This window comes from Paraburkholderia aspalathi (assembly GCF_900116445.1).
GTDB lineage: Bacteria > Pseudomonadota > Gammaproteobacteria > Burkholderiales > Burkholderiaceae > Paraburkholderia > Paraburkholderia aspalathi.
In genome coordinates this window covers 66,112-91,232 of record NZ_FPBH01000027.1, presented here as the reverse complement: position 1 = coordinate 91,232, position 25,121 = coordinate 66,112, and the positions used below count along the sequence as shown (strand labels likewise).

Sequence of the window (25,121 nt, the reverse complement as noted above, 5' to 3'; positions counted from 1 at the left end):
AACTGCACCTCATCGCGCTCCTCTCGAGCGCCTCCGTTTAGCGCGCCTTCAGACGCCAGAGCGACGTCACTTCAGCCTTGCGCGCTGTATATAGCGCGTCAGTTTCATCAGTCGACTTCGGGTGCCGCGGACGAATATCCTCACGCCCCACCACGGTCAGCCCCGCCTTTTCAATGGCGGCAAGCAACCACTCACGCGTACGCAATCCGAGATGCTCGGCAAAGTCCGACATAATCAGCCAGCCTTCCCCGCCCGGCGACAAATGCTCCGCCAGCCCGTCCAGAAAACCGAGCAGCATGCGGCTTTCCGAATCGTAGATCGCATATTCAATCGGTGAAGCGGGCCGCGCCGGCACCCACGGCGGATTGCAGATCACCAGCGGCGCACGGCCTTCCGGAAACAGATCAGCCTGCACAACGTCGACTTGCTGATCGTAGCCAAGACGCGTGAGGTTTTCGCGTGCACAAGCAAGCGCTCGCGGGTCCTGATCGGTCGCGACGATCTTCTTCACACCGCGTTTGGCGAGCAACGCAGCCAGCACGCCTGTACCGGTGCCGATATCGAACGCCTTGTTCAACGACGGCAATGGCGTGTGCGCGACCAGATCCACATATTCACCGCGCACCGGCGAAAACACGCCGTAGTGCGGATGGATGCGCTCACCCAGCGCGGGAATGTCCACGCCCTTCTTGCGCCACTCGTGCGCGCCGATCAGACCGAGCAATTCGCGCAGCGACACGACCGAGGGCTCGTCGGCAGACGGCCCGTAGGTTTCGATGCAGGCCTGCTGCACTTCAGGCGCGCGACGCAGCGGAATCGCGTACGCAGCGTCGAGCGGGATCAGAATCATCCCAAGCGTGCGGGCGCGTTGCGACTGCGCCTGGCGATGCAGGTTGAACGCGTCGATCGGCGTTTCGCCCTGCTTGCGCGGCTTGCGCTCCAGCCGGCGCGTGACCGCCTGCAGCAATTGGCGAGCGTTCTGAAAGTCGCCGTTCCAGAGCAGCGCGGTGCCTTCGCACGCGAGACGGTAGGCAGAGTCAGCTGTGGTGCGGTCATCGGCGACGACAACGCGCTTGGGCGGCGGGACCGCGGCTTCGGAGCGCCAACGCGCAGTGCGGGGGCCGTCGGCTTCGGGCCAGGTGATGGTTGCGGGGCTGGTCATGATGAAGGTGGGGTCTGTGTTGCAGGAGTGACGCGGTGAAAACGCGCGTCTCGGGGGCGTTGCCCGCCGGAGTGACTGATCGTGATGCCAACTGACGCCCGAATAGTACCTCTCCCAGTCGGGTTCGCGGGGCGGTATCTGAGGGCGGCCGCCTGAAGAAGGCTGATGCCACCGCCCTTTGCGGCGGCCTGCGGACAGTTCGTAGACTAAAATATCCACAATCGACAAGGTGAATGAGATCTGGCAAAAATGAGCCATTCCCGCCTCTCGTCCAACCCGCGAAATCCCCGCCCCAAATAAAAAAGCGGGTTTCTGAAGTTATTCAGAAACCCGCTTTCGCACTACTGGTGCCGGCTGCAGGACTCGAACCCGCCACCTCATGATTACAAGTCAAGCGCTCTACCTGATGAGCTAAGCCGGCATGAGGCCGTGATTCTACTTCATTTCACGATCTTGAGGCGAGCCCTTCCGCCACCTTTCGATCCATCATCGTCAGGCTGCGGGCCGTCCGTCGCGCTTTCCGCTTTGGCGGCATCCGCGGCAGACGATGTTTCGACCGCACGCGGCGCCACGCTGACGGGCGCGGCCGGTGCTTCGGTCTCGTCCGCCAGTTCCGCATCGGCGCCAGAATCCTGCGCCTCGCCGCCTGCCGACTCGACCGGGAACGCCATGCCCTGCCCGTTTTCCCGCGCGTAGATCGCGAGAATATTGGCGATCGGCACTTCGATCTTATGCGATTTGCCGGAGAAACGCGCGCTGAACTCGATCCATTCATTGCCCATCTGCAACTGGCTGGTCGCCTCGAAGCTGATGTTCAATACGATCTCGTTATCGCGCACGAACTGCCGCGGCACGCGCGTCTGATTATCGACCCGGACGGCGATATGCGGCGTGTAGCCGTTATCCGTGCACCATTCGTACAGCGCGCGCAGCAGATAAGGCTTGGTGGAAATTTCTTGCATCAACAGTCCTCTTACCGGGTTTGGGCGCGTACGGAAAACAATCGAGACGCGGCGCCCTCACCCCAAAGCCAAACTCAACGACGCATCACCTTTTCCGAAGGTGTCAGCGCTTCGATATAAGCCGGGCGGCTGAAAATGCGCTCGGCGTACTTCATCAGCGGTGCAGCATTCTTCGACAGCTCGATGCCGTAGTGGTCAAGACGCCACAGCAACGGCGCGATCGCGACGTCCAGCATCGAGAACTCTTCGCCGAGCATGTACTTGTTCTTCAGGAAGATCGGTGCAAGCTGCGTCAGGCGATCACGGATCGCAAGACGTGCCTTCTCGTGATTCTTCTCAGCGGCCTTGCCCTTTTCGTTTTCGAGCGTGCCGACGTGAACGAACAGTTCCTTTTCGAAGTTCAGCAGGAACAGACGGGCGCGGGCGCGCTGAACCGGATCGGCCGGCATCAGTTGCGGGTGCGGGAAGCGCTCGTCGATGTACTCGTTGATGATGTTCGATTCATACAGAATCAGGTCCCGTTCGACGAGAATCGGCACCTGACCATACGGATTCATCACAGCGATGTCTTCCGGCTTGTTAAACAGGTCGACGTCGCGGATCTCGAAGTCCATGCCCTTTTCGAACAACACCAGCCGGCAGCGCTGGGAGAACGGGCAAGTTGTGCCGGAATACAGAACCATCATGTTTACATTTCCTCAAAAAGCTGAAAGGCCAGCGCGCGGAAAAACCGTTCAACAGGTTTTTCCTGGCGCCGGCCCCACGCCGGGTGACGGCGTGATTATTTGATATGTTTCCAGTACGCGGCGTTCAGTCGCCAGGCGAAAAAGCTCAGAATGCCGAGGAACAGCAGCACCCACACGCCAAGCTGTTTGCGGGTTTTCTGCGTCGGTTCGGACATCCATGACAGGTACGACACGAGGTCGGCCACAGCAGAATCATAATCTACCGGCGACATCGTCCCCGGCGTGACCTGTTGATAGCCGACGAATTTGTGCACCGTTTCGCCTGTTTTTTCGTCGACTTCGTCACCGAACTTCGCGGTACGTTGCCCCTGAAGCTGCCACAGCACGTGAGGCATGCTCACGTTCTCATACACCAGATTATTCCAGCCGGTCGGCCGCGTATTGTCGCGATAGAAGCTGCGCAGATACGTGTACAGCCAGTCCTTGCCGCGCGCCCGCGCTTCCACCGACAAATCCGGCGGACTCGCGCCGAACCACGCTTTCGCGTCGTCCGGGCGCATTGCCACAGTCATGGTGTTGCCGACTTTATCCGTGGTGAACAACAGGTTTGACTGGATTTCGCTCGGCGTAATGCCGAGGTCGGTCAGCCGGCTGTAGCGCATCAGATTCGCGCTATGGCAATTCAGGCAGTAGTTTACAAACAATTGGGCGCCGTGCTGCAACGAAGCAAAATTCTCCGCGTTATCGGGCGCGCGGTCGAGAGGGAAATTCTCGTCCGCGTGCGCCGGTCCGGCCAGCACCGCGAGCAGTGTCGCGCCGATCAGCGCGCACGTCGAAAGCAGTTTTTTCATTTCGTGTTCTCCGGGCTCGCGATTAGTGGGGCTTGAACCGCACCCGCTCGGGCGGCTGCTTGAACGTGCCAAGCCGCGTCCAGACGGGCATACCGAGGAAAAACGCGAAGTAGATCAGCGCGCAGATCTGGGCAATCAACGTCGAGGCAGGCGACGGCGGTTTGGTGCCGAGGAAGCCCAACGTCAGGAAAGCGAGCACGAAGATCCCGTAGAACACCTTGTGAAAAAACGGCCGGTAACGAATCGACTTCACCGGCGAGCGATCGAGCCACGGCAGGAAGAACAGCGAGATCACCGCGCCGCCCATCACCACCACGCCCCAAAACTTCGATTCGGTAAACGCCATCGCCAGAACCACCAGCACCGCGAGCACCGGCAAGCCGAGCTTCCATTTGCCGCGTGCGCGCACCAGCGCGAACAGGCCGAGCAGCGCGACGATGATCATCAACACGATCTTGAATGGATCGGTGGTGGCGCGCAACATCGCATAGAACGCCGTGAAGTACCACACCGGCGCAATTTCCTGCGGCGTTTGCAGCGGATTAGCGGGAATGAAGTTGTTGGCTTCAAGGAAGTACCCACCCATCTCCGGCGCGAAAAAGATGATCGCCGCGAAGATGATCAGGAATACCGTCACGCCCATGAAGTCGTGCACCGAGTAGTACGGGTGGAACGGGATGCCGTCGAGCGGAATGCCGTCCGGGTCCTTCTTTGCCTTGATCTCGATGCCGTCCGGGTTGTTCGAACCCACTTCGTGCAGCGCCACCAGGTGCGCGACCACCAACCCGATCAGCACCAGCGGAATCGCGATCACGTGAAACGCGAAGAAGCGGTTCAGCGTGACGTCCGAGACGACGTAATCGCCGCGAATCCACAGCGACAGGTCCGGTCCGATGAACGGAATCGCCGAGAACAGGTTCACGATCACCTGCGCGCCCCAGAACGACATCTGGCCCCACGGCAGCAGGTAGCCGAAGAACGCCTCGGCCATCAGACACAGAAAGATCGCGCAGCCGAACACCCATACCAGTTCGCGCGGCTTGCGGTACGAGCCGTACAGCAGCCCGCGGAACATGTGCAGATACACGACGACGAAGAACATCGATGCGCCCGTGGAGTGCATATAGCGGATCAGCCAGCCCCAAGGCACCTCGCGCATGATGTACTCGACCGACGAGAACGCGAGCGTCGCGTCGGGCTTGTAGTTCATCGTGAGAAAGATGCCGGTGACGATCTGATTGACCAGCACCAGCAACGCGAGCGAACCGAAGAAGTACCAGAAGTTGAAGTTCTTCGGCGCGTAGTACTCGGAAACGTGCTTCTTCCAGGTAGACGTCAGGGGAAAGCGCCGGTCGATCCAGCCGACCAGCCCGGTCGTCTCCACTTCATGTTCGATCGCCATTACGCTTCTCCTTTCTCGTCCTTGCCGATCACGAGGCCGGTGGCCGACGTGAACATGTAAGGCGGGATGTCGAGGTTCTGCGGCGCAGGTTTGTTCTTGAAGACGCGGCCGGCCATGTCATAGGTCGAGCCGTGGCACGGGCACAGGAAGCCGCCTGGCCAGTCGTCGGGAAGATTGGGCTGCGCGCCCTCCTGGAAGCGCGGCGTCGGCGTGCAGCCCAGATGGGTGCACACGGCGACGGCGACGAAAAGATTCTTGTGATCGGTGCGCGAACGGAATTCGTTGTTGCAGTACTCCGGCAACGGCATCGAAAAAGGATTCTTGGTGTGGGGATCCGCTACTTCGTTATCGGCTTTCTGGACATCGGCCAGCATTCTGTCGGTGCGGTTGATGATCCACACGGGTTTACCGCGCCAGGCGACCGTCTTCATGTCGCCGGGTTTGAGATCACTGATATCGACTTCGACCGGGGCGCCTGCCGCCTTGGCCTTTTCAGATGGTGCAAACGAACCAACAAAGGGTACGACAGTGGCAACGCCTCCTATGCCACCTGCTACGGTCGTCGCTATCAGCCAGGTACGGCGGCCGCCGTCGACGCGTTCATCTTCCTTGTCTCGCATTACACGCCCCACTTCTGAGTTGGATTTTTCCTTCACGTCGCTTCTACCGCCGCTAGTTTGCGCGAATGGAGTCGGCATTTACAAGGCCCCATTGCCAAAAACCGTGCGAAGCCCTTGATAAGTCAGGGTTTCTCCGTACGGATCGCAAACTTTTTTGCACCTCCTTTTAAGCGCCCTCTACGTTATTCGTGCCTTTTTCTTATCTAATGCCGATTTTCAATTCAGACGGGATTGGGGATATCGATAAACACGTGTTCGATATCGAACTGCTCGGACAGATGCTTGCCCACCGCTTGGACGCCGAAACGCTCGGTGGCGTGATGGCCGGCCGCGAGGAACGCCACGCCGCTTTCCGCCGAGGTGTGCATTACCGACTCCGACACTTCGCCGGTCAGGTAGACATCCGCGCCGGCATTGATGGCGGCGTCGAACATGCCTTGCGCGGCGCCCGTGCACCAGCCCACGCGGCGCAGTTCGCGATCCGGGTCGCCGAACACGAGCGGCGCGCGGCCGAGCGTCTGCTCGACTTGCGCGGTGAAATGCGCGAGCGTGATCGGCATCGGAAACGTGGCGAGCCAGCCGAGATCGTTCTCGCCGAAGCGCGCGTCGCTGATCCAGCCCATCTTCGCGCCGATCTGCGCGTTGTTGCCGAACTCAGGATGGTCGTCGAGCGGCAGGTGATAGGCGAACAGGTTCAGGTCGTTGGCGATCAGGAGCTTAAGCCGCGCGTGTTTGCGGCCGGTGATCTGCGGCGCCTCGTTGCGCCAGAAGTAGCCGTGATGGACCAGCACCGCGTCCGCGCCCCAGTCGAGCGCGGCTTCGAGAAAGGCCACGGAAGCCGTCACGCCGGTCGCGAGCTTATTGATCCTGCGCCGGCCTTCCACCTGCAATCCATTGGGGCAATAGTCCTTGAAGCGCGCGGTTTCAAGGAGATTGTTCAAGTACAATTCAAGTTCGATCCGATCCATATAAACCTCTAGTCTTCAGATGCTTAGACGCTTTTGGCTGTTCTTTGCCCAAGCGGTGACTGTGCTGTTGGCGCTGATGTTCATCATTGCGACCCTCAAACCGCAGTGGCTCCAGCGTCAAGGGCAATTCGGCAAGCAGCTCGCCGAACCGATCGTCGCCCTTCGGGAAGTGGCGCCAGGCATCGGCACGGGTCCTGCACAGGCGTCGTATGCAGACGCCGCGCAAAAGGCCATGCCCGCGGTCGTCAATGTCTTCTCCAGCAAGGATGGCTCGCTGCCACCCGACCCACGCGCGAAAGATCCGCTGTTCCGCTACTTCTTCGGCGACAAGAACAAAGGCAAGCAGCAGGAGCAACCCGCGTCGAATCTCGGCTCTGGGGTGATAGTGAGTTCGGAAGGTTACATTCTAACGAACCAGCACGTCGTGGACGGCGCCGATCAGATCGAAATCGCGCTCGCCGACGGCCGCACCACCAATGCCAAGGTGATCGGCGTCGATCCTGAGACCGATCTGGCCGTACTGAAGGTCAACATGACCAACCTGCCCACCATCACGCTCGGCCGCATGGACCAGACGCGCGTGGGCGACGTGGTGCTGGCGATCGGCAATCCGTTCGGCGTCGGCCAGACGGTGACCATGGGCATTGTCAGCGCGCTGGGGCGCAATCACCTCGGCATCAACACCTTCGAAAACTTCATTCAAACCGACGCGGCCATCAACCCCGGCAACTCGGGCGGTGCGCTGGTCGACGTGAACGGCAATCTGCTCGGCATCAATACCGCCATCTATTCACGCTCGGGCGGCTCGCTCGGCATCGGCTTTGCGATTCCGGTCTCGACCGCGCGCAGCGTGCTGGAGAGCATCATCACGACGGGCTCGGTCACGCGCGGCTGGATCGGCGTGGAGCCGCAGGACGTGACGCCGGAAATCGCCGAATCGTTCGGGCTCGAGCAGAAGTCGGGCGCGATTGTCGCGGGCGTGCTGAAGAACGGTCCGGCCGACCGTGCGGGTATCAAGCCGGGCGACATCCTGGTGAGCGTGAACGGCCAGGAGATCACCGACACCACGCGCCTGTTGAACGTCATTGCGCAGATCAAGCCGGGCACGGCGGCGAAGGTTCATCTGGTGCGCAAGAGCCACGAGATGGATCTGGAAGTGACGATCGGCAAGCGCCCGCCTCCGCCGAAGCAACCGGCCGAGGACAACGGCGGCGGCGATCAGCAGGACGACGACGGCGGTTGATAGTGCGAGAGGCGTTGCGGTTATTGATGCGCGCAACGCCGTCGCCAAACAAAAAGGGCAGTCCGTGATGGACTGCCCTTTTTTGTTTGTCTCTCTGTGCTGCCGTTCAACCTGGCGGACTATCTTCCGCAATCACGGGTTTCTGCTTGCCGACAATCAACCGCGCCGCGATGATGCCCGCCTCGTACAGCACGATCAGCGGAATCGCCAGAATCAGCTGCGAGAACACATCCGGCGGCGTCACCACCGCCGAAATCACGAACGCACCCACGATCACATACGGCCGGATTTCCTTGAGCTTCTTGATGGTCAGCACGTTCATGCGGACCAGCAGCACCACGACAATCGGCACTTCGAACGTCACGCCGAACGCAAGGAACATGGTGAGCACGAAGCTCAGGTAGTTATCGATATCGGTGGTCATCTCCGCGCCGAGCGGCGCGTTGTAGTGCGCCATCACGCGAAAGATGGTCGGAAACACTACGAAGTACGCGAACGCCATGCCGCACAGGAACAGCGTGTAGCTGCTGCCCACCAGCGGCCCGACCAGCTTCTTCTCGTGCTGATACAGACCCGGCGCAACGAACGCCCAGATCTGGTACAGCACGATCGGCAGCGCGATCACGAAGGCGACGAGCATGGTCACCTTCATCGGCACGAAGAACGAGCCGGTGACGTCGGTGACGATCATCTTGCCGTCCTTCGGCAGATTCTGCATCAAGGGCCGCGCCAGCAGCCGGAAGATATCCGGCGCCCAATACACGAGCCCGACAAACACCACGATGACGGCAAGGCCGGCGCGGATGATACGGTCGCGCAGTTCAACGAGGTGGGAAATGAAGGTCTCTTCAGTGCCTTCGTCCTGGGTTTGCTGGGGGTCGCTCACACCGGCCCTCGGTTAGAGATTGTCGTTCTGATCATCAGAAAAACCGCGTCGGACGACGCATGGTGGCCGGCGTATGCCGCGCCACGCGCGCCGCGCCCGACTGCACACGCGTGCGGCGCGTGGTGGCGCGCTTGTACCAGGTGGGCATGGCGGTCTGCTTGACGCGCCAGTTCTTGCGCTTGGGGCCTGACGGTGGCGTGCTGGTCTGCCACGGCGAATTGCTGACATCTTCCAGCGCGCCGCCGGCAATGCTCGGCGACACCGACGTGCCGCTATTCCAAGCGTCGTTCAGTTCCGTTTCGTGCTTGCGCAGATTGTCCTGAACGTTGGTTTCGACGTTGCTCGCCGCCGCTTCGAACTCGGTTTTCATGCGACGCAATTCGTCGAGTTCGATTTCGCGGGTGACTTCGGCCTTCACGTCGTTGATATACCGCTGCGCGCGGCCGAACAGCGCGCCGGCCGTGCGGGCAACGCGAGGCAGGCGCTCAGGCCCGAGTACGACCAGCGCGACGACGCCGATCAGCGCCATCTTGGTTAGACCGAGGTCCAGCATGAAGTGAAGTGTCCGTCAGTAACGCGGTTGGGCCGCGGCTTAGCGGTAATCGCCGGAACGCGGCGTCTTTTCCTTCGCATCCACATCTACCGCGCCATTGCGCGGCAGTTCGCGCTGCTGCGCTTCGCCTGCGGGCGTTTCGGCTTCCTTCATGCCTTCCTTGAAGCCCTTCACCGCGCCACCCAGATCGGTGCCGATATTGCGCAGCTTCTTCGTGCCGAACACGAGCGCCACGATCAGCAACACGATCAGCCAATGCCAAATGCTCAACGAACCCATGACTACTCTCCTTAACCCCGACACCGCACGTGATGCGGCAAAACTCGTGCGCCTTGCGGCGTGAATCGAAGCGCGTACGCTCCATCTATACGTTGCCGCGAGCTGTTTCGATTCAACCCACGACACGGTGTGCCATTGTGACCTGACGATCGCGTCGGCGTCGTTACAGTGCAGCAAAAAAACGGCCCTGCTATTCTCAACGGCCAAAACTCGCTGCGCGCCTCGCAGCTCGCGGTTATTTACGAGCCCGCTCTATCAGCCCGCCCGTCAGCCCATGCGCTGCCACGGACGCGGCCCGGCGAGGATGTGCGCATGCAGGTGATACACCTCTTGGCCACCGCCCGGCCCCGTATTGATGACCGTACGAAAACCGGTTTCGCCGCCGGTGTACGCCACGCCCAGCTGGTCGGCCAGACGCGCCACCAGAACAAGCATTCTACCAAGCAGCGGTGCGTCGCTTTCGGTGCAATTCGACAGCGTGGCGATGTGTTTGCGGGGAATCACCAGCACGTGCGTTTCAGCGGCCGGACGAATATCACGGAAGGCAACGAATTCGTCGTCTTCATGGACTTTGGTCGACGGAATCTCGCCGGCGGCGATCTTGCAGAAAAGGCAGTTCGGGTCGTGGCTCATCGTATTCCTGACACAGTATGGCTAGAGCGCGAAGCGTGATGCGGCACGGCTCATATCCGGCCCGGCCGCAGCCGGACTCAACTCAGAACCAGCCACGCGGGTTCGCGAGCGGCTTGTTATCGTACAGATACAGCCAGCCTTTGATAATACGGTACAACATCCAGATGCTGACGGCCCACAGGACCGGAATGCCGATCACCACGAACAGCAGCACACCGCCGATCGCATAACCCAGCAAGGCCATCCAGAACGAGCGGATCTGCCACTCGAAATGCGCTTCGTAAGGCGTGCCCACCACATCGGGCCGCTTCACGTAGTTGATGATGATCGCGATCAGAATCGTCAGACCACCCGTCAGCCAATGAACCGCATATAGCGCGTACAGCACATGCGTGAGCGTGCGCAGACTGCGTTCGCGCTCTGGCTCGATCGCGTTGCGGTAGACCGGCGGCGGATAATTTCCTTGCGACTGTTCCATGCTTGCGTCCTCCCGAGGATGCGATCCTGTTCGTTCAGTGCAATGTGGGTGCCGACGTTCGCCACTTCAAGACGCGGCGGCAAGGTAACGACAAGGTGGCGACAATCAGTCGCCGTTCTCTTCGCGCTCGCGGCTCTTGCGCAGCGCCTTCTCCTCGATGCCCGACAAGCCTTCGCGACGCTCGAGTTCGGCAAGCACGTCCGCCGGGCTCAGGTCGAAATGCGACAGCATCACGAGACAGTGGAACCAGAGGTCCGCCACTTCGCCGACCAGCGCTTTCGGCGCGCCGCCGTGGCGGGTGTCTTTGGCGGCCAGCACGACTTCGGTGGCCTCTTCGCCGATCTTCTTGAGAATCGCGTCATCGCCTTTGTGGAACAGGCGCGACACGTACGAGACGTCCGGATCGCCGCCCTTGCGGCTGTCGATGATGGCCGCGAGGCGCAGCAGCGTGTCCTTGGTGGACGAAGCCGAGTCGGTGGATTGCGTGGATTGCGTCATTTGTAGATGTGTTCGGGGTCTTTCAGCACGGGATCGACGGCGACCCAGTCGCCATCTTCAACCGTGCCTTCGAATTTCTGGAAAAAACACGAGTGGCGGCCGGTGTGGCACGCAATGCCCGACACCTGCTCGACCTTCAGCAGCACGACGTCTTCGTCGCAATCGAGCCGCACTTCATGCACATGCTGCACGTGACCGGACTCTTCGCCCTTGAACCACAAGCGTTGGCGCGAGCGCGAGAAATACACCGCGCGGCCGGATTCGACGGTTTTCGCCAAAGCTTCGCGATTCATCCACGCGAACATCAGCACGTCGTTGGTCGAGGCTTCCTGCGCGATCACCGGCACGAGGCCGTTCGCGTCCCACCGGACCTTGTCGAGCCACTCTACTGCCGAGGAATTCACCACGTCACAACCTCACCGAAATGCCTTGATCGGCCATGAAGCGCTTGGCCTCGCCCACGGTGTGTTCGCCGTAGTGGAAGATGCTGGCGGCGAGCACTGCGTCCGCGTGACCACTCTTGATGCCGTCGGCCAGATGCTGCAGCGAGCCGACACCACCCGAGGCGATCACCGGAATCGACACCGCGTCGGACACTGCCCGCGTGAGCGCGAGATCGAAGCCGCTCTTGGTGCCGTCGCGGTCCATGCTGGTCAGCAGGATTTCTCCGGCGCCCAGTTCGGCCATCTTGCGCGCCCATTCAACGGCTTCGAGGCCGGTGGCCTTGCGCCCGCCGTGCGTGAAGACTTCCCAGCGCGGCGGTTCGCCGTCCGCGGAGACGCGCTTCGCGTCGATGGCGACGACGATGCATTGCGAGCCGTATTTGTCCGTCGCGTCGCGCACGAGTTGCGGATTCGCGACCGCCGACGAGTTCATGCTGATCTTGTCCGCACCCGCGTTCAACAGCCGCCGCACATCTTCGACAGCGCGCACGCCGCCGCCGACCGTCAGCGGAATGAACACCTGGGAAGCGACCGCTTCGATGATCGGCAGAATCAGATCGCGCTGGTCGGAGGTGGCGGTGATGTCAAGGAAGGTCAGTTCGTCGGCGCCCTGATCGTCGTAGCGGCGCGCAATTTCGACCGGGTCGCCCGCATCGCGCAGTTCGACGAAGTTGACGCCCTTGACCACGCGGCCAGCCGTGACGTCGAGACAGGGGATGATGCGTTTAGCTAGAGCCATAATCGTGCAATTCTGCCAATACCGCTGATGAGGCCGCTCGCCTGAATCTTTACGAGCGGCACTGTGCCGGCGCTGCTCGCCGCGTCAGGCCGCAAGCCGGAAATGTGCCGAAGACACCAGCTGGCGGCTTGACGCGCTTTCGGGACACGCCGTTGCGTCCGCTTTTAAAGTCCGAAGCCCGCTGCTGCGTCGATTCCGGGCCGATCGCGACGCTTCGAACCAAGAGCCTTAAGCGTCGTCCGATTCGCGCAACCGGTCGGCGAGGGTTTGCGCCGCTGCGAAGTCCAGATCGCCCGAGTAGATTGCCCGGCCGCAGATCACGCCTTCGATGCCTTCGTCTTCGACTTCGCACAGCGACTCGATGTCCGCGAGGTTCGACAAACCGCCGCTCGCGATCACCGGAATCTTCACCGCGCGAGCGAGGCGCACCGTGGCTTCGATGTTGATGCCCTGGAGCATGCCGTCGCGGCCGATGTCGGTGTAGATGATCGACTCGCAGCCGTAATCCTCGAACTTGCGCGCCAGATCGGCCACTTCATGGCCGGTCAGCTTGCTCCAGCCATCGGTCGCGACCTTGCCGTCTTTCGCGTCCAGACCGACGATGATATGGCCGCCGAAAGCCGTGCACGCATCCTGCAGGAAGCCGGGATTCTTCACCGCCGCCGTGCCGATGATGACGTACGACAAACCGTCGTCCAGATAGCGCTCGATCGTGTTCAGATCGCGGATGCCGCCGCCCAGCTGGACGGGAATCTCACCACCCACTTCCTCGATGATCGCGCGAATCGCGTCTTCATTTTTCGGCTTGCCGGCGAACGCGCCATTCAGGTCGACGAGGTGCAGACGGCGGGCGCCGCGATCGACCCAATGCCGGGCCATCGCCGCCGGTTCCTCGGAAAATATCGTCGCCTGGTCCATATCGCCCTGTTTGAGGCGTACACAGTGACCATCTTTCAGGTCGATGGCGGGAATCAGCAGCATAGCAATCGGGTGTTGTCTGGGAGGTGGTTGAAGGTCGGCGGCAGCGGCTGACAAGCCAGCTCGCCATAACGCCGTTTCGCTAGTTTAGTACAACTCTTTCGACGCCCTTGCGGAGCGCCGTAGTGAAGCGAAATCGTCTTGCTGCGGCTGTGGCGCACGGCCGACGCTCCGCGTGTGGCGGAACGGCGTTGGGCAACAGGATGAAGAAAGGCGCTCACGGGTTCCAGTGCACGAAGTTGCGATACACGCGCAGCCCCGCTTCGGCGCTCTTTTCCGGGTGGAATTGGGTCGCGAAGATGTTATCCCGCGCCACCGCCGAGGTAAAGGGCACACCGTACACCGTTTCGCCCGAGGTATGGGCGGCGTTGTCCGGCACGACGTAATAGCTGTGCACGAAGTAGAAGAACGCGTTATCCGCGACGCCGTCCCACAACGGATGCGGCTGCGCCTGGCGCACGCGGTTCCAGCCCATTTGCGGGACCTTGAAACGCGAGCCGTCGTCTTGTACCTGACCTTCCAGGTCGAAGCGCAGCACCTTGCCGGGCAACAGACCCAGACCGGGCGTATCACCCTCGGCGCTCCAGTCGAACAGCATCTGCTCGCCGACGCACACGCCCATCAGCGGCTTGCTGCGCGAGGCTTCGATGACCGCCTCCTGCAGGCCGGATTCGGCCAGACTGCGCATGCAGTCGGGCATGGCGCCCTGGCCGGGCAGCACCACTCGGTCGGCCGAGCGGATCGCTTCGGGCTGATCGACGATCGCCACGTCCGCTTCCGGCGCGGCTTTGCGCAATGCCTGAGCAACCGAGCGCAGGTTGCCCATTCCGTAATCCACAATCGCTATCGAAGTTTTCATTTCAAGTTAGGCAGCAATGCCTTCAATCCATCGACGATGAATTCCACCGCCAGCGCCGATAACATCAAACCCATGAGCCGCGTACCGATGTTGATACCCGTGCGACCGACCCAGCGGGCGATCGGTTCAGCGAGGCGCAGCGAAAAAAAGCAGATCGCCGCCAGCACCGCACCGATCGCGACAAGGCTCAGCCGGTCGTACCAGTGCGCCGAGCCGGCCGCGTAAATGATCGTGGTGCTGATCGCGCCCGGGCCGGTCAACAGCGGAATCGCCAGCGGTACAACCGCGATGTTGTTTTTCTGCTCGGCCTCGTCGCGCTCTTCCGCCGTCGAACGGCTGTTGCCGATCTGCGCGTTCAGCATGTTGATGGCCATCAGCAGCATGATGATCCCGCCGCCCACTTCGAGCGAGCCGACCGAAATGCCGAAGAAACTAATGATCTGCTGTCCGAGCAGCGTGGTCACCGCAATCACGCAGAACACCGAAATTGCCGCGATGCGGATTGTTTTACGCCGCTCGGCGTCGCTCTGAAGCGCCGTCAAGCTCATAAAGAACGGGATGGCGCCGACCGGGTTGATCAACGCCAGCAGCGAAATAAACGACTTCAGAATATCCATCGCACACCGGGTGCGGGCAAGCGCAGCCGGTCCTGGTCACGAGGCTGGTAAATGAGCGCTTAAAGGCTGCCCTTGGTCGACGGAATCTGTCCCGCCGCGCGTTCGTCCATCTCGACGGCCATGCGCAATGCACGTCCGAAGGCCTTGAACACCGTTTCCATCTGATGATGGGCGTTCAGGCCGCGCAGGTTGTCGATATGCAGCGTGACGCCGGCGTGATTGACGAAGCCGCGGAAAAATTCGATGGAGAGATCGACGTCGAACGTGCCGATGCGCGCGCGCGTGAACGGCACATGGAATTCGAGACCCGGACGTCCGGAAAAATCGATCACAACGCGCGACAGCGCTTCGTCGAGCGGCACGTAAGAATGACCGTAGCGGCGGATGCCCTTGCGGTCGCCAATTGCCTTCGCGACAGCCTGGCCAAGCGTGATGCCGACGTCTTCGACCGTGTGGTGGTCGTCGATTTCGAGGTCGCCATGCGCTTCGATGTCGAGATCGAACAAGCCGTGTCGTGCGATCTGGTCGAGCATGTGATCAAGAAACGGCACACCGGTGGCCAGCTTCTGCTGACCGGTGCCGTCCAGATTGATCTTCACACGGATCTGCGTTTCGCTTGTGTTGCGAACGACTTCCGCAAGGCGCATGGTAATTCCTCGAATCTAGCTAGAAAGCGATAGTAGTGTGGGATGGGAAGGCGGGCCGCGCACACTTTTCGCAGTACGGAAAAGCGCTCACGCGGCCATTCAGCTCGCCGTTCAGTGCAACACGAGTTTCAGTCCAGCGACCAATTGGGCGTTTTCTTCGGGCGAACCGACGGTCAAACGCACGCAATTGACCAGCAATGGATGCATTTTACTCACGTTTTTGATCAAAACCCGTGCTGCCAGCAGCGTTTCGAACATAACGGATGCGTCAGGCACCCGCACCAGCAGGAAGTTGCCGGCGCTCGGGAACACTTCGGCGCCCGGCAATTGGGCCACGGCCTGCGCGAGTTTCGTGCGTTCTTCGCGCAGTTGCTCGGCCTGGGCGTCAAGCACGTCGACGTGGTCGAGCAGGAAATCGGCCGCCGCTTGCGTCAGCACGTTGGTGTTGTAGGGCGGCCGCACCTTGTCGAATTCGGTGAGCCAGGTGGGCTTGCCGACCAGATAACCCAGGCGGATGCCGGCCAGACCGAGCTTGGACACCGTACGCATCACGACGACGTTGTCGAACGCATCGGCGCGCGGCAGCCAGCTTTGCTGCGCAAACGGCTGGTAGGCCTCGTCGATCACCACTAGGCTTTTGTTCGCCGCGGCGATGATGCGCTCCATATCCGCGTCGTCGTACAGCGTGCCGGTCGGGTTGTTCGGATAGGCCAGATAGATGACCGCCGGTTCATGCTCGGCGATCGCCGCCAGCATCGCTTCGGTGTCGAGCGTGAAATCGGGCTTCAGCGGTACGCCGATGAATTCCAGATTCGCCAGCTTCGCCGACATCTGATACATGACGAAACCCGGCATCGGCGCGAGCACCTTGGCGCCCGGCTTCGCGCACGCCACCGACACCATGCTGATGATTTCATCCGAGCCGTTGCCGAGCAGCACGTCGCAACCCGCGGGCACACCCATCACGCGCTTGATCTTTTCGATCAGCGCTTCCGGGCGCGGCGCCGGGTAGCGGTTCAGCGCAACGCCGGCCAGATGCTCGCCCAGATGGGCGGCGAGCACCGGCGGCAGCGAAAACGGATTTTCCATCGCATCGAGCTTGATATAGCCCGTGGCGTCCGGAACCGGGTAGCTCGTCATCGCGAGCACGTCGCGGCGGATGATGTCTTGAGGTGTCGTCATAAGTCAGTGGACCGGGCCGCACGGGAGACGCCGGCCGGGAATCGGCGGCTTGCGGACTGCCCCAGGTTGGTCTGTATTGTCGTTATTTAACGGGAAACCGCGCGTAATCCGTCGCCAGAGTTTGCGGACACCGGTTCGATGCCCGCCCGCTCCGTACGCCGGTCTGTCGGGGTCAGCCGCGCTTAGCCGTTCTGCCGCATCCGGTATTCGGCGCTGCGGGCATGCGCCTGCAGGCCTTCGCCGTAAGCGAGTTCGGCGGCGATCTCGCCAAGCGTCTGCGCGCCTTCCGCACTGACCTCGATCACGCTCGAACGCTTGAAGAAATCGTAAACGCCGAGCGGTGACGAGAACCGTGCGGTACGAGACGTAGGCAGCACGTGATTCGGCCCCGCGCAGTAGTCGCCGAGGCTTTCACTGGTGTAGCGGCCGAGGAAGATCGCGCCGGCATGGCGGATCAGCTGGCCCCATTGATGCGGTTCCAGTGCGGAGATTTCGAGGTGTTCCGGGGCGATGTCGTTAGCGATCGCGCAGGCTTCGGCCATATCGCGCACCTTGATCAACGCACCGCGGCCTTCGAGCGATGCGCGGATCACGTCCTGCCGTGGCATGGTCGGCAGCAGTTCGTTGATCGCATCACGCACGCGGGCGATGAATGCATCGTCCGGGCACAGCAGGATGGATTGCGCGAGCTCGTCGTGCTCGGCTTGCGAGAACAGGTCCATCGCGATCCAGCGCGGGTCCGTCGTACCGTCGCACAGCACAAGAATCTCCGACGGTCCGGCGATCATGTCGATGCCGACCGTGCCGAACACCCGGCGCTTGGCCGATGCGACATAGGCGTTGCCGGGGCCGCAGATCTTGTCCACCGCGGGCACCGTTTCCGTGCCGTACGCCAACGCGCCCACCGCCTGCGCGCCGCCGATCGTGAACACGCGATCCACGCCACCCAGCAACGCGGCCGCCAGCACCAACGGATTCTTCACGCCGTCCGGCGTGGGCACGACCATGACGATTTCGCGCACACCGGCCACCCGCGCCGGAATCGCGTTCATCAGCACCGACGACGGATACGCCGCCTTGCCGCCCGGCACGTAGATACCCGCGCGATCCAGCGGCGTGACCTTCTGGCCGAGCACGGTGCCGTCGGCTTCCGTGTACTGCCAGCTATGGCTGCCGCACTCGATCTTCTGCTTCTCGTGGTAACCGCGCACACGCGCCGCCGCCGCTTCGAGCGCCGCGCGGCGCTTTGGCTCCAGGCCTTCGAGCGCCGCTTCCAGTTCGGACATCGGCAGCTCGAGCGCCGCGACGCTCTTCGCATCGACGCGGTCGAAGCGGTTCGTGTACTCGAGCACCGCAGCATCGCCGCGTGCCTTCACGTCGTTGAGAATCTGCGCGACCGAGCGCTCGATTGCTTCGTCTTCGCTCGCCTCGAACGCGAGCACCGCGTGCAGCGACTTCTGGAAGTCGGGAGCGCTGGAATCGAGTTTGCGAATCTTGATAGACATACGGGTATCCGTTTCGGTAAGGCGCGCTAAAGCGTAGTCAAACGAGCGTGGTCAAACTTTTCAGGCCGCAGCGCCGGCCTTCGACGCGCGTTCGAACGCATCGAGGATCGGCCGCAGCGCCGCGCGCTTGAGCTTCAGCGCGGCCTGGTTTACAACGAGGCGCGACGAAATCTGCATGATCTCTTCCACCTCGACAAGATTGTTGGCACGCAAGGTATTACCCGAGCTCACCAGGTCGACGATCGCGTCGGCGAGGCCGACCAGCGGCGCCAGTTCCATCGAACCGTAAAGCTTGATCAGGTCGACGTGCACGCCCTTGGCGGCAAAATGCTCGCGTGCCGTTTCAACATACTTGGTCGCCACGCGCAGACGCGCGCCCTGGCGCACCGCGTTCGCGTAATCGAAACCGGCCGCCACCGCGACCGACATCCGGCAACGCGCGATATCCAGATCGACCGGCTGATACAGCCCGCTGCCGCCGTGCTCGAGCAACACGTCTTTGCCGGCCACGCCGAAGTCGGCCGCGCCGTATTCGACGTAGGTCGGCACGTCGGTCGCACGCACGATGATCACGCGCACGTTCGCGTCGGTAGTCGGCAGAATCAGCTTGCGCGAGGTTTCCGGATCTTCGGCGACTTCAATGCCCGCTGCGGCGAGCAGCGGCAGCGTCTCTTCGAAGATACGCCCTTTCGACAAAGCCAGCGTGAGCGGTGCGCTCACGGCCGGCGACGACGACGTTTGCGGCATCGAACTCATGCCTGGCTCCCCGAGATACGGCGCACCTTGGCGCCGATGGCGTTGAGCTTGGTTTCCATCCGGTCGTAGCCGCGATCCAGGTGATAGATACGGTCGATCAGCGTTTCACCTTCGGCACGCAGCGCGGCGATCACGAGGCTCGCCGACGCACGCAGGTCGGTCGCCATCACCTTCGCGCCGGACAGCTTCTCGACGCCGGTCACGAGCGCTGTGTTGCCGTCGATCGTGATGTTCGCGCCGAGGCGGTTCAATTCCTGGACGTGCATGTAGCGGTTCTCGAAGATCGTCTCGACGACTTGCGAGGTGCCGTCCGCGAGCGTGTTGAGCGCCATGAACTGCGCCTGCATGTCGGTCGGGAACGCCGGGTATTCGGACGTGCGGAAGCTCACCGCGCTCGGGCGCTTGTCCATGCGCACGCGCATCCAGTCTTCGCCCTCTTCGATCGTAACACCGGCTTCGCGCAGCTTTTCGGTTACCGCTTCCAGAATCAGCGGACGTACCTTACGCAATGTGACATCGCCGCCGGCAGCCGCGACCGCGCACAGGAACGTACCGGCTTCGATACGATCCGGAATCACCGTGTGCTTTGCGCCATGCAGCTTGTCGACGCCCTGGATCACCAGGCGGTCGGTGCCGATGCCTTCGATCTTTGCGCCCATCTCGACCAGCAGATGCGCGAGGTCGCCCACTTCCGGCTCACGCGCGGCGTTCTCGATGACCGTTTCGCCCTCAGCCAGCACCGCTGCCATCAGCAGGTTTTCGGTGCCCGTCACGGTGATCATGTCGGTCACGATGCGCGCGCCCTTCAGACGCTTCGCGCGCGCTTCGATGAAGCCGTGCTCGATCGTGATCTCGGCGCCCATGGCCTGCAGACCCTTGATGTGCTGATCCACCGGACGCGCGCCGATTGCGCAGCCGCCCGGCAGCGACACGCGAGCGTGACCGAAGCGCGCGACCAGCGGGCCGAGCACGAGGATCGACGCACGCATGGTCTTCACCATTTCGTACGGCGCGACGAGGTTATCGACCTTCGATGCATCCAGCGACACGCGGCCCTCGCCGCTCTCGATCTGCACGCCCATCTGGCCGAGCAGCTTGAGCATCGTGCGCACGTCCTGCAGGTCGGGCACGTTCTCCAGATGCACCGGCTCCGCGCTCAGCAGACTCGCGCACAGAATCGGCAACGCCGCGTTCTTGGCACCTGAGACGACGACTTCACCCGACAGCGGGTAGCCACCTTCAATGACGAGTTTATCCATGCCTGTCAGTTCCTGATTGACCCGGACTTCCGCCGGGCCCGCTTTGACTGTGTTCGACGCGCCGCTACCGGCGTCGCGCCCTTCTTGAGTAATTCGCACTAAATTTCCAGATTACGCGTTCTGCCATTCGGCGGGCGTCAGCGTCTTCATGCTGAGCGCGTGGATTTCTTCGCGCATGCGGTCGCCGAGCGCCGCATACACGAGTTGGTGGCGCTGGATCAGACGCTTGCCTTCGAAGCTCTCGGCAACGATGGTCGCAAAGAAATGCTGACCGTCGCCTTCGACTTCGAGATGCTGGCAAGCGAGCCCAGCCGCGATGTATTGCTTGACCTGTTCGGGAGTCGGCAACATGAGAGATGCTCCTGATCAGTGGCGCAGTTTGTAGCCGGAGGCGAGCATGCGCATCGCCACCACGGCCAGCACCACAAAGAAACCGGCAACGATCGCAAGGCTCACGAGCGGATTGATATCCGACATCCCGAAGAAACCGTAGCGAAAGCCGTCGATCATGTAGAAAAAGGGATTGAGCCGCGACACTTCGCGCCACACCGGTGGCAGCGTATGCGTCGAGTAGAACACGCCCGAGAGGAACGTGAGCGGCATAATCAGAAAGTTTTGAAATGCAGCAAGCTGATCGAACTTTTCGGCCCAGATGCCGGCGATCAAACCGAGCGTGCCGAGGATCGCCGCGCCGAAAATCGCGAACGCGATGATGTAAAGCGGCGCGCTGAAGCTGACCGGCACGAACCAGATCGTCACGATGAACACACCGAAGCCGACCGCGAGACCCCGCGCCACGGCAGCGAGCACATAGGCACCAAACATCTCGTAGTGCGACAACGGCGGCAGCAGCACGAACACCAGGTTGCCCGTGATCTTCGACTGGATCAACGAGGACGAGCTATTCGCAAACGCGTTCTGCAGGACGCTCATCATCACGAGACCGGGAATCAGGAAGCTCGTGTACTCGACACCCGGATAGACCTGAACGTGACCGCGCAGCGCGTGGCCGAAAATCGTCAGATACAGCAGCGCGGTGATGACCGGCGCCAGCACGGTCTGGAACGACACCTTCCAGAAACGCAGGATTTCCTTGTAAAACAGCGTGCGAAAGCCGCTCATGCCAGCCCCTCGATCACTTCCGGACCGTTCATCACCTGAACGAACACATCTTCGAGGTCGGCTTTGCGGACCTCGATTTCTTCGAATGCGCAGCCCGCTGCGCGGCACTGCGCGAGAATGCGCTCGACGTCGTCATAGCTCGCGAGCCGCAGCAGATGCTGCCGGCCATTGCCGTTGCCCGTGCCGCTTTCCACTTCGAGCGGACGCAACTCGACCGGCAACGCGCCTTGCGTAAAGCGCAGGAACAGCTGCATGCCGGCAAAGCGCTGCAGCAGCGTGCTGGTGCGCTCGAGCGCGACGACCTCGCCCCGCCGCAACATCGCGATGCGGTCGCACAGCGATTCGGCTTCTTCCAGATAGTGCGTGGTCAGCACGATCGTGTGGCCTTCGCGATTCAGGCGCGAGATGAATTTCCACAAGGTTTGACGCAGCTCGACGTCGACGCCCGCGGTCGGCTCATCCAGCACGATCACCGGCGGCCGGTGCACCAGCGCCTGCGCCACGAGCACGCGGCGCTTCATGCCGCCCGACAGCGCGCGCATGTTGGCGTCGGCTTTCTCGGTGAGGTCGAGATTGGCCATGATCTCGTCGATCCACGCGTCGTTATTGCGCAGCCCGTAGTAGCCGGACTGGATGCGCAAGGTTTCGCGTACCGTGAAGAAGGGATCGAACACGAGTTCCTGCGGCACGACGCCAAGCGCACGGCGCGCGTCGCGGAAATCGCTGACTACGTCATGGCCACGTACCGCGATGCTGCCTTCATCGGCGCGCGCGAGACCGGCGAGTATGCTGATGAGCGTTGTCTTGCCCGCGCCGTTCGGACCGAGCAGTCCGAAGAACTCGCCTTCTTCCACCGTGAGGCTGACGCCCTTGAGCGCCTGCAAGTCCTTGTAGCGCTTCTTGACGTTACGAATTTCTATGGCTGACATGACTGTGGGCCGCGTGCGTCGCGGCGCCTAAAGGAGCCCCGAGGGGGCGCAAAAGTGCTGGAAGGGACGAAATTGGGGCCGGTTATATGCCCCGAAAAACGTTTGATTATAGGGCAAAAATCAGCAGCCCCGGCTCGGCCGGGGCGTTTGGAAGTGACGCTATGGGAGCGTCAATGTCGCGTCGAGATGAGTGTGTCGACGCCGTAGGCTTGTGCAAGGCTGGCGAGACCAGCCGGCAGGTTGACGATCTCGAACGGGGCGCCGCGCGCCTGGGCGGCACGCTCCCACGCGAGCAGGACGGCCAGCGCGGACGAGTCGAATTGCGCGAGCGGCGCGCAATCCACGCCGGTCGCGCCCGCAGCGATGCGCTGCAAACCCGCCTCGAACGCGGCTTTCGCGCTCTCGTGGGTCAGCGTCGCGCCGCTTTCGAAGCGGCTGGCGACGGCGTTCAGCACTTCGCTCACGACTGCTTGCCCGAGGCGAGTTGCTGGTTACGCTGCGTGAGGAACTGGATCAGTCCGTCCACGCCCTTCTGCTGGATCTGCTCGTTGAACTGTTGCTGATACGCCTGGATCAGCCACGCGCCGAGTACGTTGATGTCATACACACGCCAGCCGTTCGGCGTCTTGTACAGACGATAGTCGAGTTCGATCGGCGAGCCGTTGTTCATCACCACCGAGCGCACCACCGTGTCGGTGTCGTCCGGGTTCATCCGGAACGGCTTGTACTGGATCTGCTGGTCGCGCACTTGTGCCAACGCGCCCGAATACGTGCGGATCAGCAACATCTTGAACTGCTCGACCACGGCGTTTTGCTGCTCCGGCGTCGCGGTGCGCCAGTTGCGGCCCATCGCCAGTTGCGTGGTGCGGCGGAAATCCGTGTACGGCAGGATCTTTTCGTTGACGAGCTGGGTGATATGCGAGATGTCACCTTGCTGGATCGACTTGTCGCTGCGCACCGCATCGATCACCTGCTGCGTGACGGTCTTGATCAGCCCGTCCGGCGAATTGGAGTCCACCGCTTGCTCCGATGCACCGGCACTGGCGAACGAGAACAGCGCTGCGAACAACGGAATCAGGAATAGTTTTTTCATATCGAACCTTGCTTGCCTTAAAAATAGTGCAACCGTTTGAGCCGACATTAACACGCGAGTTCAGCAGCAATCCATGCGCAAACTGCGAGAGTCGTATCGAGGTGTTACGGCCGCACGATCAACGCAATTTGAATGACGGGAAGCTGAAACGCGTCGGCGGAACCAGTTGGCCGGCCGGGATCTGCGTCGTTTCTGGACCGCCGTTCAGGTCGAGCGGCGGCGTTTCGGAGCTGCCCGAGGCTGCTTCAGGTGCAGCCGCCGTGCCGGTTGCACCTGAAGCAGCTTGCGGCGGCGTTGCGGCGGTCGCACCGGAGGCCGCCGATGCTTTCGCGGCAGCGCCCTGCGTGCCTGCAGGCGCAGCAGCCGCGCCGCTGTCGACGTCGTCGTACTTCGGCAGCGGTGCTTCGTCGCCGTAGTTCGGCAGCGACTGCGACTGCTTGCCATCCGACAGCAGATACTGGCGGCGCTGCAGGTACGCATTACGCACGAACGAATACTTATCCAGCGCTGCGCCTTCCAGCACGTCGCCCGCGTTCAGCAGATTCGCGCGCGTGTTGACCACGTTCAGGCCGTACAGAGCCCAGCTCAGGCCATCCGGATGAATGTAGCTGAGCGGATTCACATAGTAATTGCCGATCGAACCAACCGCGTCGCGCAGCGTGCTCGGCCCGAACAGCGGCAGCACGAGGTACGGACCCGCCGGCACGCCGTAGTGACCGAGCGTCAGGCCGAGGTCGTTGTCGTGCTTGGGCAGCTTGGCAAGCGTCGCCACGTCGAACAGACCGCCGACGCCGAACACCGTATTGATCACGATCCGCATGATGTCTTCGACGCCGTCGGCGATCTTCAACTGCAGCAGATTGTTTGCCGCGATGTAGACGTCGCCGATATTCGAGAAGAAGTTGGTGACGCTGTCGCGCACCGGCTGCGGCGTGATGAAGACGTAGCCCTTCGCGACCGGCTTCAGCGCGTACTGGTCGAGCTTGTCGTTGACGGTGAAGATGGTACGGTTCAAGCCCTCGAGCGGATCGCCCTTGGTCGGCGTCTGCACGGTCGAGCAGCCGACGAGCGTAGCGGTCGCGAGCGCGAACGTCGCCATCTGGACGGTGCGCACGCCTCGTTTGCGTAGGGTCTGCATTTTTATTCTCCTTATTGACCGGCCGCACCAGAGGCGGGCGGAGTCGGCGCCGCCGACGCGGGCGCCGTGGCAGGGGCGGCCCCAGATGCGGCCGAACCCGCGCCCGACTTGGATGCGCCCGAGTCCGCGGCCTTGCTATACAGGAATTGTCCGATCAGGTTTTCCAGCACGATCGCCGATTGTGTCATTGAGATCGTGTCACCCGCTTTAAGCATCTCGCTATCGCCGCCGGGTTCGAGCCCGATGTATTGCTCGCCCAGCAGACCCGAGGTCAGGATCTTCGCCGACGTGTCTTTCGGAAACGGGTATTGCTTGTCGATATCGATCGTGACGACAGCCTGATACGCATTGCTGTCAAAGCCGATCGAGGCAACCCGGCCAACCGTCACGCCCGCGCTCTTCACCGGTGCGCGCGCCTTCAGTCCGCCAATATTGTCGAACTTGAGCTTGACCGGGTACGTTGCCTGAAACGACAACGAGCTCATGTTGCCGGCCTTCAGCGCGAGAAACAGCAACGCCACGAAACCCAACACCACGAACAGGCCGACCCAGAAGTCGAGAGCAGTCTTTTTCATCGTCATCCCAAAGTGAATCCGCCACGCTGCTCCCGCTTCCGTCGCGCGCAAACCAAGG

The 25,121-nt window shown here is 61.8% G+C and carries 31 protein-coding genes and 1 tRNA gene; 1 reads left to right on the top strand and 31 read right to left on the bottom strand.

Annotated features, from left to right (window positions below; genetic code table 11):
* Positions 1-37 precede the first annotated feature (37 nt).
* The 8 genes from BM438_RS32855 to BM438_RS32820 all read right to left on the bottom strand — a co-directional run bounded on the left by BM438_RS32855 (position 38) and on the right by BM438_RS32820 (position 6,651).
* Positions 38-1,162 carry a methyltransferase gene (locus BM438_RS32855; protein ID WP_093643471.1) on the bottom strand — a complete coding sequence of 375 codons (1,125 nt, stop codon included), beginning with the start codon at positions 1,160-1,162 and terminating at the stop codon, positions 38-40.
* Between the two features lie 345 nt (positions 1,163-1,507).
* A tRNA-Thr gene (locus BM438_RS32850) sits at positions 1,508-1,583 on the bottom strand.
* Positions 1,584-1,602: 19 nt separating this feature from the next.
* Positions 1,603-2,124, bottom strand: coding sequence for a ClpXP protease specificity-enhancing factor (locus BM438_RS32845; RefSeq protein WP_093643469.1), 522 nt, complete (start codon positions 2,122-2,124; stop codon positions 1,603-1,605).
* Between the two features lie 74 nt (positions 2,125-2,198).
* Complete coding sequence (locus tag BM438_RS32840) at positions 2,199-2,810, bottom strand: glutathione S-transferase N-terminal domain-containing protein (protein ID WP_006052302.1); 612 nt, start codon at positions 2,808-2,810, stop codon at positions 2,199-2,201.
* Positions 2,811-2,905: 95 nt separating this feature from the next.
* A complete protein-coding gene (locus BM438_RS32835; protein WP_093643467.1) occupies positions 2,906-3,661 on the bottom strand; it encodes a cytochrome c1 in 756 nt (251 codons plus the stop codon).
* A 22-nt stretch (positions 3,662-3,683) separates the two neighbouring features.
* Positions 3,684-5,063, bottom strand: coding sequence for a cytochrome b (locus tag BM438_RS32830; protein WP_054036639.1), 1,380 nt, complete (start codon positions 5,061-5,063; stop codon positions 3,684-3,686).
* Positions 5,063-5,683, bottom strand: coding sequence for a ubiquinol-cytochrome c reductase iron-sulfur subunit (gene petA / locus BM438_RS32825; protein WP_093643465.1), 621 nt, complete (start codon positions 5,681-5,683; stop codon positions 5,063-5,065). The genes BM438_RS32830 and petA overlap by 1 nt, the downstream gene beginning before the upstream one ends.
* A gap of 221 nt (positions 5,684-5,904) precedes the next feature.
* Positions 5,905-6,651, bottom strand: coding sequence for a Nif3-like dinuclear metal center hexameric protein (locus tag BM438_RS32820; RefSeq protein ID WP_093643463.1), 747 nt, complete (start codon positions 6,649-6,651; stop codon positions 5,905-5,907).
* A gap of 19 nt (positions 6,652-6,670) precedes the next feature.
* Here BM438_RS32820 and BM438_RS32815 point away from each other — a divergent pair, with 19 nt between their 5' ends.
* Positions 6,671-7,894, top strand: a complete 1,224-nt coding sequence (locus BM438_RS32815) for a Do family serine endopeptidase (RefSeq protein WP_054036636.1) — start codon at positions 6,671-6,673, stop codon at positions 7,892-7,894.
* Between the two features lie 106 nt (positions 7,895-8,000).
* Here the strand turns inward: BM438_RS32815 and tatC are convergent, their stop codons facing one another.
* The 23 genes from tatC to mlaD all read right to left on the bottom strand — a co-directional run bounded on the left by tatC (position 8,001) and on the right by mlaD (position 25,063).
* Positions 8,001-8,780: a twin-arginine translocase subunit TatC gene (gene tatC, locus BM438_RS32810; protein WP_054036635.1), complete on the bottom strand. Its 780-nt coding sequence runs from the start codon at positions 8,778-8,780 to the stop codon at positions 8,001-8,003.
* Positions 8,781-8,814: 34 nt separating this feature from the next.
* A complete protein-coding gene (gene tatB / locus BM438_RS32805) occupies positions 8,815-9,333 on the bottom strand; it encodes a Sec-independent protein translocase protein TatB (protein WP_093643461.1) in 519 nt (172 codons plus the stop codon).
* 39 nt (positions 9,334-9,372) lie between these two features.
* Complete coding sequence (gene tatA / locus BM438_RS32800; protein WP_093643459.1) at positions 9,373-9,612, bottom strand: Sec-independent protein translocase subunit TatA; 240 nt, start codon at positions 9,610-9,612, stop codon at positions 9,373-9,375.
* A gap of 267 nt (positions 9,613-9,879) precedes the next feature.
* On the bottom strand, positions 9,880-10,245 hold the full coding sequence (locus BM438_RS32795) for a histidine triad nucleotide-binding protein (RefSeq protein WP_012434499.1): 366 nt from the start codon (positions 10,243-10,245) through the stop codon (positions 9,880-9,882).
* 82 nt (positions 10,246-10,327) lie between these two features.
* Positions 10,328-10,723 carry a DUF4870 family protein gene (locus tag BM438_RS32790; protein ID WP_063497496.1) on the bottom strand — a complete coding sequence of 132 codons (396 nt, stop codon included), beginning with the start codon at positions 10,721-10,723 and terminating at the stop codon, positions 10,328-10,330.
* Positions 10,724-10,828: 105 nt separating this feature from the next.
* The gene (locus BM438_RS32785) at positions 10,829-11,221 is read right to left on the bottom strand and encodes a phosphoribosyl-ATP diphosphatase (RefSeq protein WP_093643457.1); all 393 of its coding nucleotides are present in this window, start codon (positions 11,219-11,221) and stop codon (positions 10,829-10,831) included.
* Positions 11,218-11,628, bottom strand: a complete 411-nt coding sequence (gene hisI / locus BM438_RS32780) for a phosphoribosyl-AMP cyclohydrolase (protein WP_200650951.1) — start codon at positions 11,626-11,628, stop codon at positions 11,218-11,220. The genes BM438_RS32785 and hisI overlap by 4 nt, the downstream gene beginning before the upstream one ends.
* Position 11,629: 1 nt before the next feature.
* A complete protein-coding gene (gene hisF / locus BM438_RS32775; RefSeq protein WP_054036627.1) occupies positions 11,630-12,403 on the bottom strand; it encodes an imidazole glycerol phosphate synthase subunit HisF in 774 nt (257 codons plus the stop codon).
* A gap of 228 nt (positions 12,404-12,631) precedes the next feature.
* The gene (gene hisA, locus BM438_RS32770) at positions 12,632-13,384 is read right to left on the bottom strand and encodes a 1-(5-phosphoribosyl)-5-[(5-phosphoribosylamino)methylideneamino]imidazole-4-carboxamide isomerase (RefSeq protein WP_054036624.1); all 753 of its coding nucleotides are present in this window, start codon (positions 13,382-13,384) and stop codon (positions 12,632-12,634) included.
* 214 nt (positions 13,385-13,598) lie between these two features.
* Positions 13,599-14,240 carry an imidazole glycerol phosphate synthase subunit HisH gene (gene hisH / locus BM438_RS32765; RefSeq protein WP_093643455.1) on the bottom strand — a complete coding sequence of 214 codons (642 nt, stop codon included), beginning with the start codon at positions 14,238-14,240 and terminating at the stop codon, positions 13,599-13,601.
* Entirely contained in the window at positions 14,237-14,857 is a 621-nt protein-coding gene (locus BM438_RS32760) for a MarC family protein (RefSeq protein WP_093643453.1), read from the bottom strand. Before BM438_RS32760 ends, hisH begins: the two co-directional genes overlap by 4 nt.
* Before the next feature lie 59 nt (positions 14,858-14,916).
* Positions 14,917-15,504 carry an imidazoleglycerol-phosphate dehydratase HisB gene (hisB, locus tag BM438_RS32755; protein WP_054036619.1) on the bottom strand — a complete coding sequence of 196 codons (588 nt, stop codon included), beginning with the start codon at positions 15,502-15,504 and terminating at the stop codon, positions 14,917-14,919.
* A 111-nt stretch (positions 15,505-15,615) separates the two neighbouring features.
* The gene (gene hisC, locus BM438_RS32750; protein WP_093643450.1) at positions 15,616-16,686 is read right to left on the bottom strand and encodes a histidinol-phosphate transaminase; all 1,071 of its coding nucleotides are present in this window, start codon (positions 16,684-16,686) and stop codon (positions 15,616-15,618) included.
* Between the two features lie 182 nt (positions 16,687-16,868).
* Entirely contained in the window at positions 16,869-18,191 is a 1,323-nt protein-coding gene (hisD, locus tag BM438_RS32745) for a histidinol dehydrogenase (RefSeq protein ID WP_093643447.1), read from the bottom strand.
* 60 nt (positions 18,192-18,251) lie between these two features.
* The gene (hisG, locus tag BM438_RS32740) at positions 18,252-18,947 is read right to left on the bottom strand and encodes an ATP phosphoribosyltransferase (protein ID WP_093643445.1); all 696 of its coding nucleotides are present in this window, start codon (positions 18,945-18,947) and stop codon (positions 18,252-18,254) included.
* Positions 18,944-20,299 carry a UDP-N-acetylglucosamine 1-carboxyvinyltransferase gene (gene murA / locus BM438_RS32735; RefSeq protein ID WP_372342006.1) on the bottom strand — a complete coding sequence of 452 codons (1,356 nt, stop codon included), beginning with the start codon at positions 20,297-20,299 and terminating at the stop codon, positions 18,944-18,946. The genes hisG and murA overlap by 4 nt, the downstream gene beginning before the upstream one ends.
* 18 nt (positions 20,300-20,317) lie before the next feature.
* On the bottom strand, positions 20,318-20,557 hold the full coding sequence (locus tag BM438_RS32730; protein WP_054036615.1) for a BolA family protein: 240 nt from the start codon (positions 20,555-20,557) through the stop codon (positions 20,318-20,320).
* A gap of 15 nt (positions 20,558-20,572) precedes the next feature.
* On the bottom strand, positions 20,573-21,328 hold the full coding sequence (locus BM438_RS32725) for an ABC transporter permease (protein WP_093643443.1): 756 nt from the start codon (positions 21,326-21,328) through the stop codon (positions 20,573-20,575).
* Entirely contained in the window at positions 21,325-22,257 is a 933-nt protein-coding gene (locus BM438_RS32720) for an ABC transporter ATP-binding protein (RefSeq protein ID WP_093643441.1), read from the bottom strand. Before BM438_RS32720 ends, BM438_RS32725 begins: the two co-directional genes overlap by 4 nt.
* 170 nt (positions 22,258-22,427) lie before the next feature.
* Positions 22,428-22,721 (bottom strand): STAS domain-containing protein, encoded by a 294-nt coding sequence (locus tag BM438_RS32715; protein WP_093643439.1) that lies wholly within the window; start codon positions 22,719-22,721, stop codon positions 22,428-22,430.
* The gene (locus tag BM438_RS32710; protein ID WP_093643437.1) at positions 22,718-23,350 is read right to left on the bottom strand and encodes an MlaC/ttg2D family ABC transporter substrate-binding protein; all 633 of its coding nucleotides are present in this window, start codon (positions 23,348-23,350) and stop codon (positions 22,718-22,720) included. Before BM438_RS32710 ends, BM438_RS32715 begins: the two co-directional genes overlap by 4 nt.
* Before the next feature lie 118 nt (positions 23,351-23,468).
* A complete protein-coding gene (locus tag BM438_RS32705) occupies positions 23,469-24,488 on the bottom strand; it encodes an MlaA family lipoprotein (protein WP_093643435.1) in 1,020 nt (339 codons plus the stop codon).
* Between the two features lie 11 nt (positions 24,489-24,499).
* The gene (mlaD, locus tag BM438_RS32700; protein WP_093643575.1) at positions 24,500-25,063 is read right to left on the bottom strand and encodes an outer membrane lipid asymmetry maintenance protein MlaD; all 564 of its coding nucleotides are present in this window, start codon (positions 25,061-25,063) and stop codon (positions 24,500-24,502) included.
* Positions 25,064-25,121: the final 58 nt, after the last annotated feature.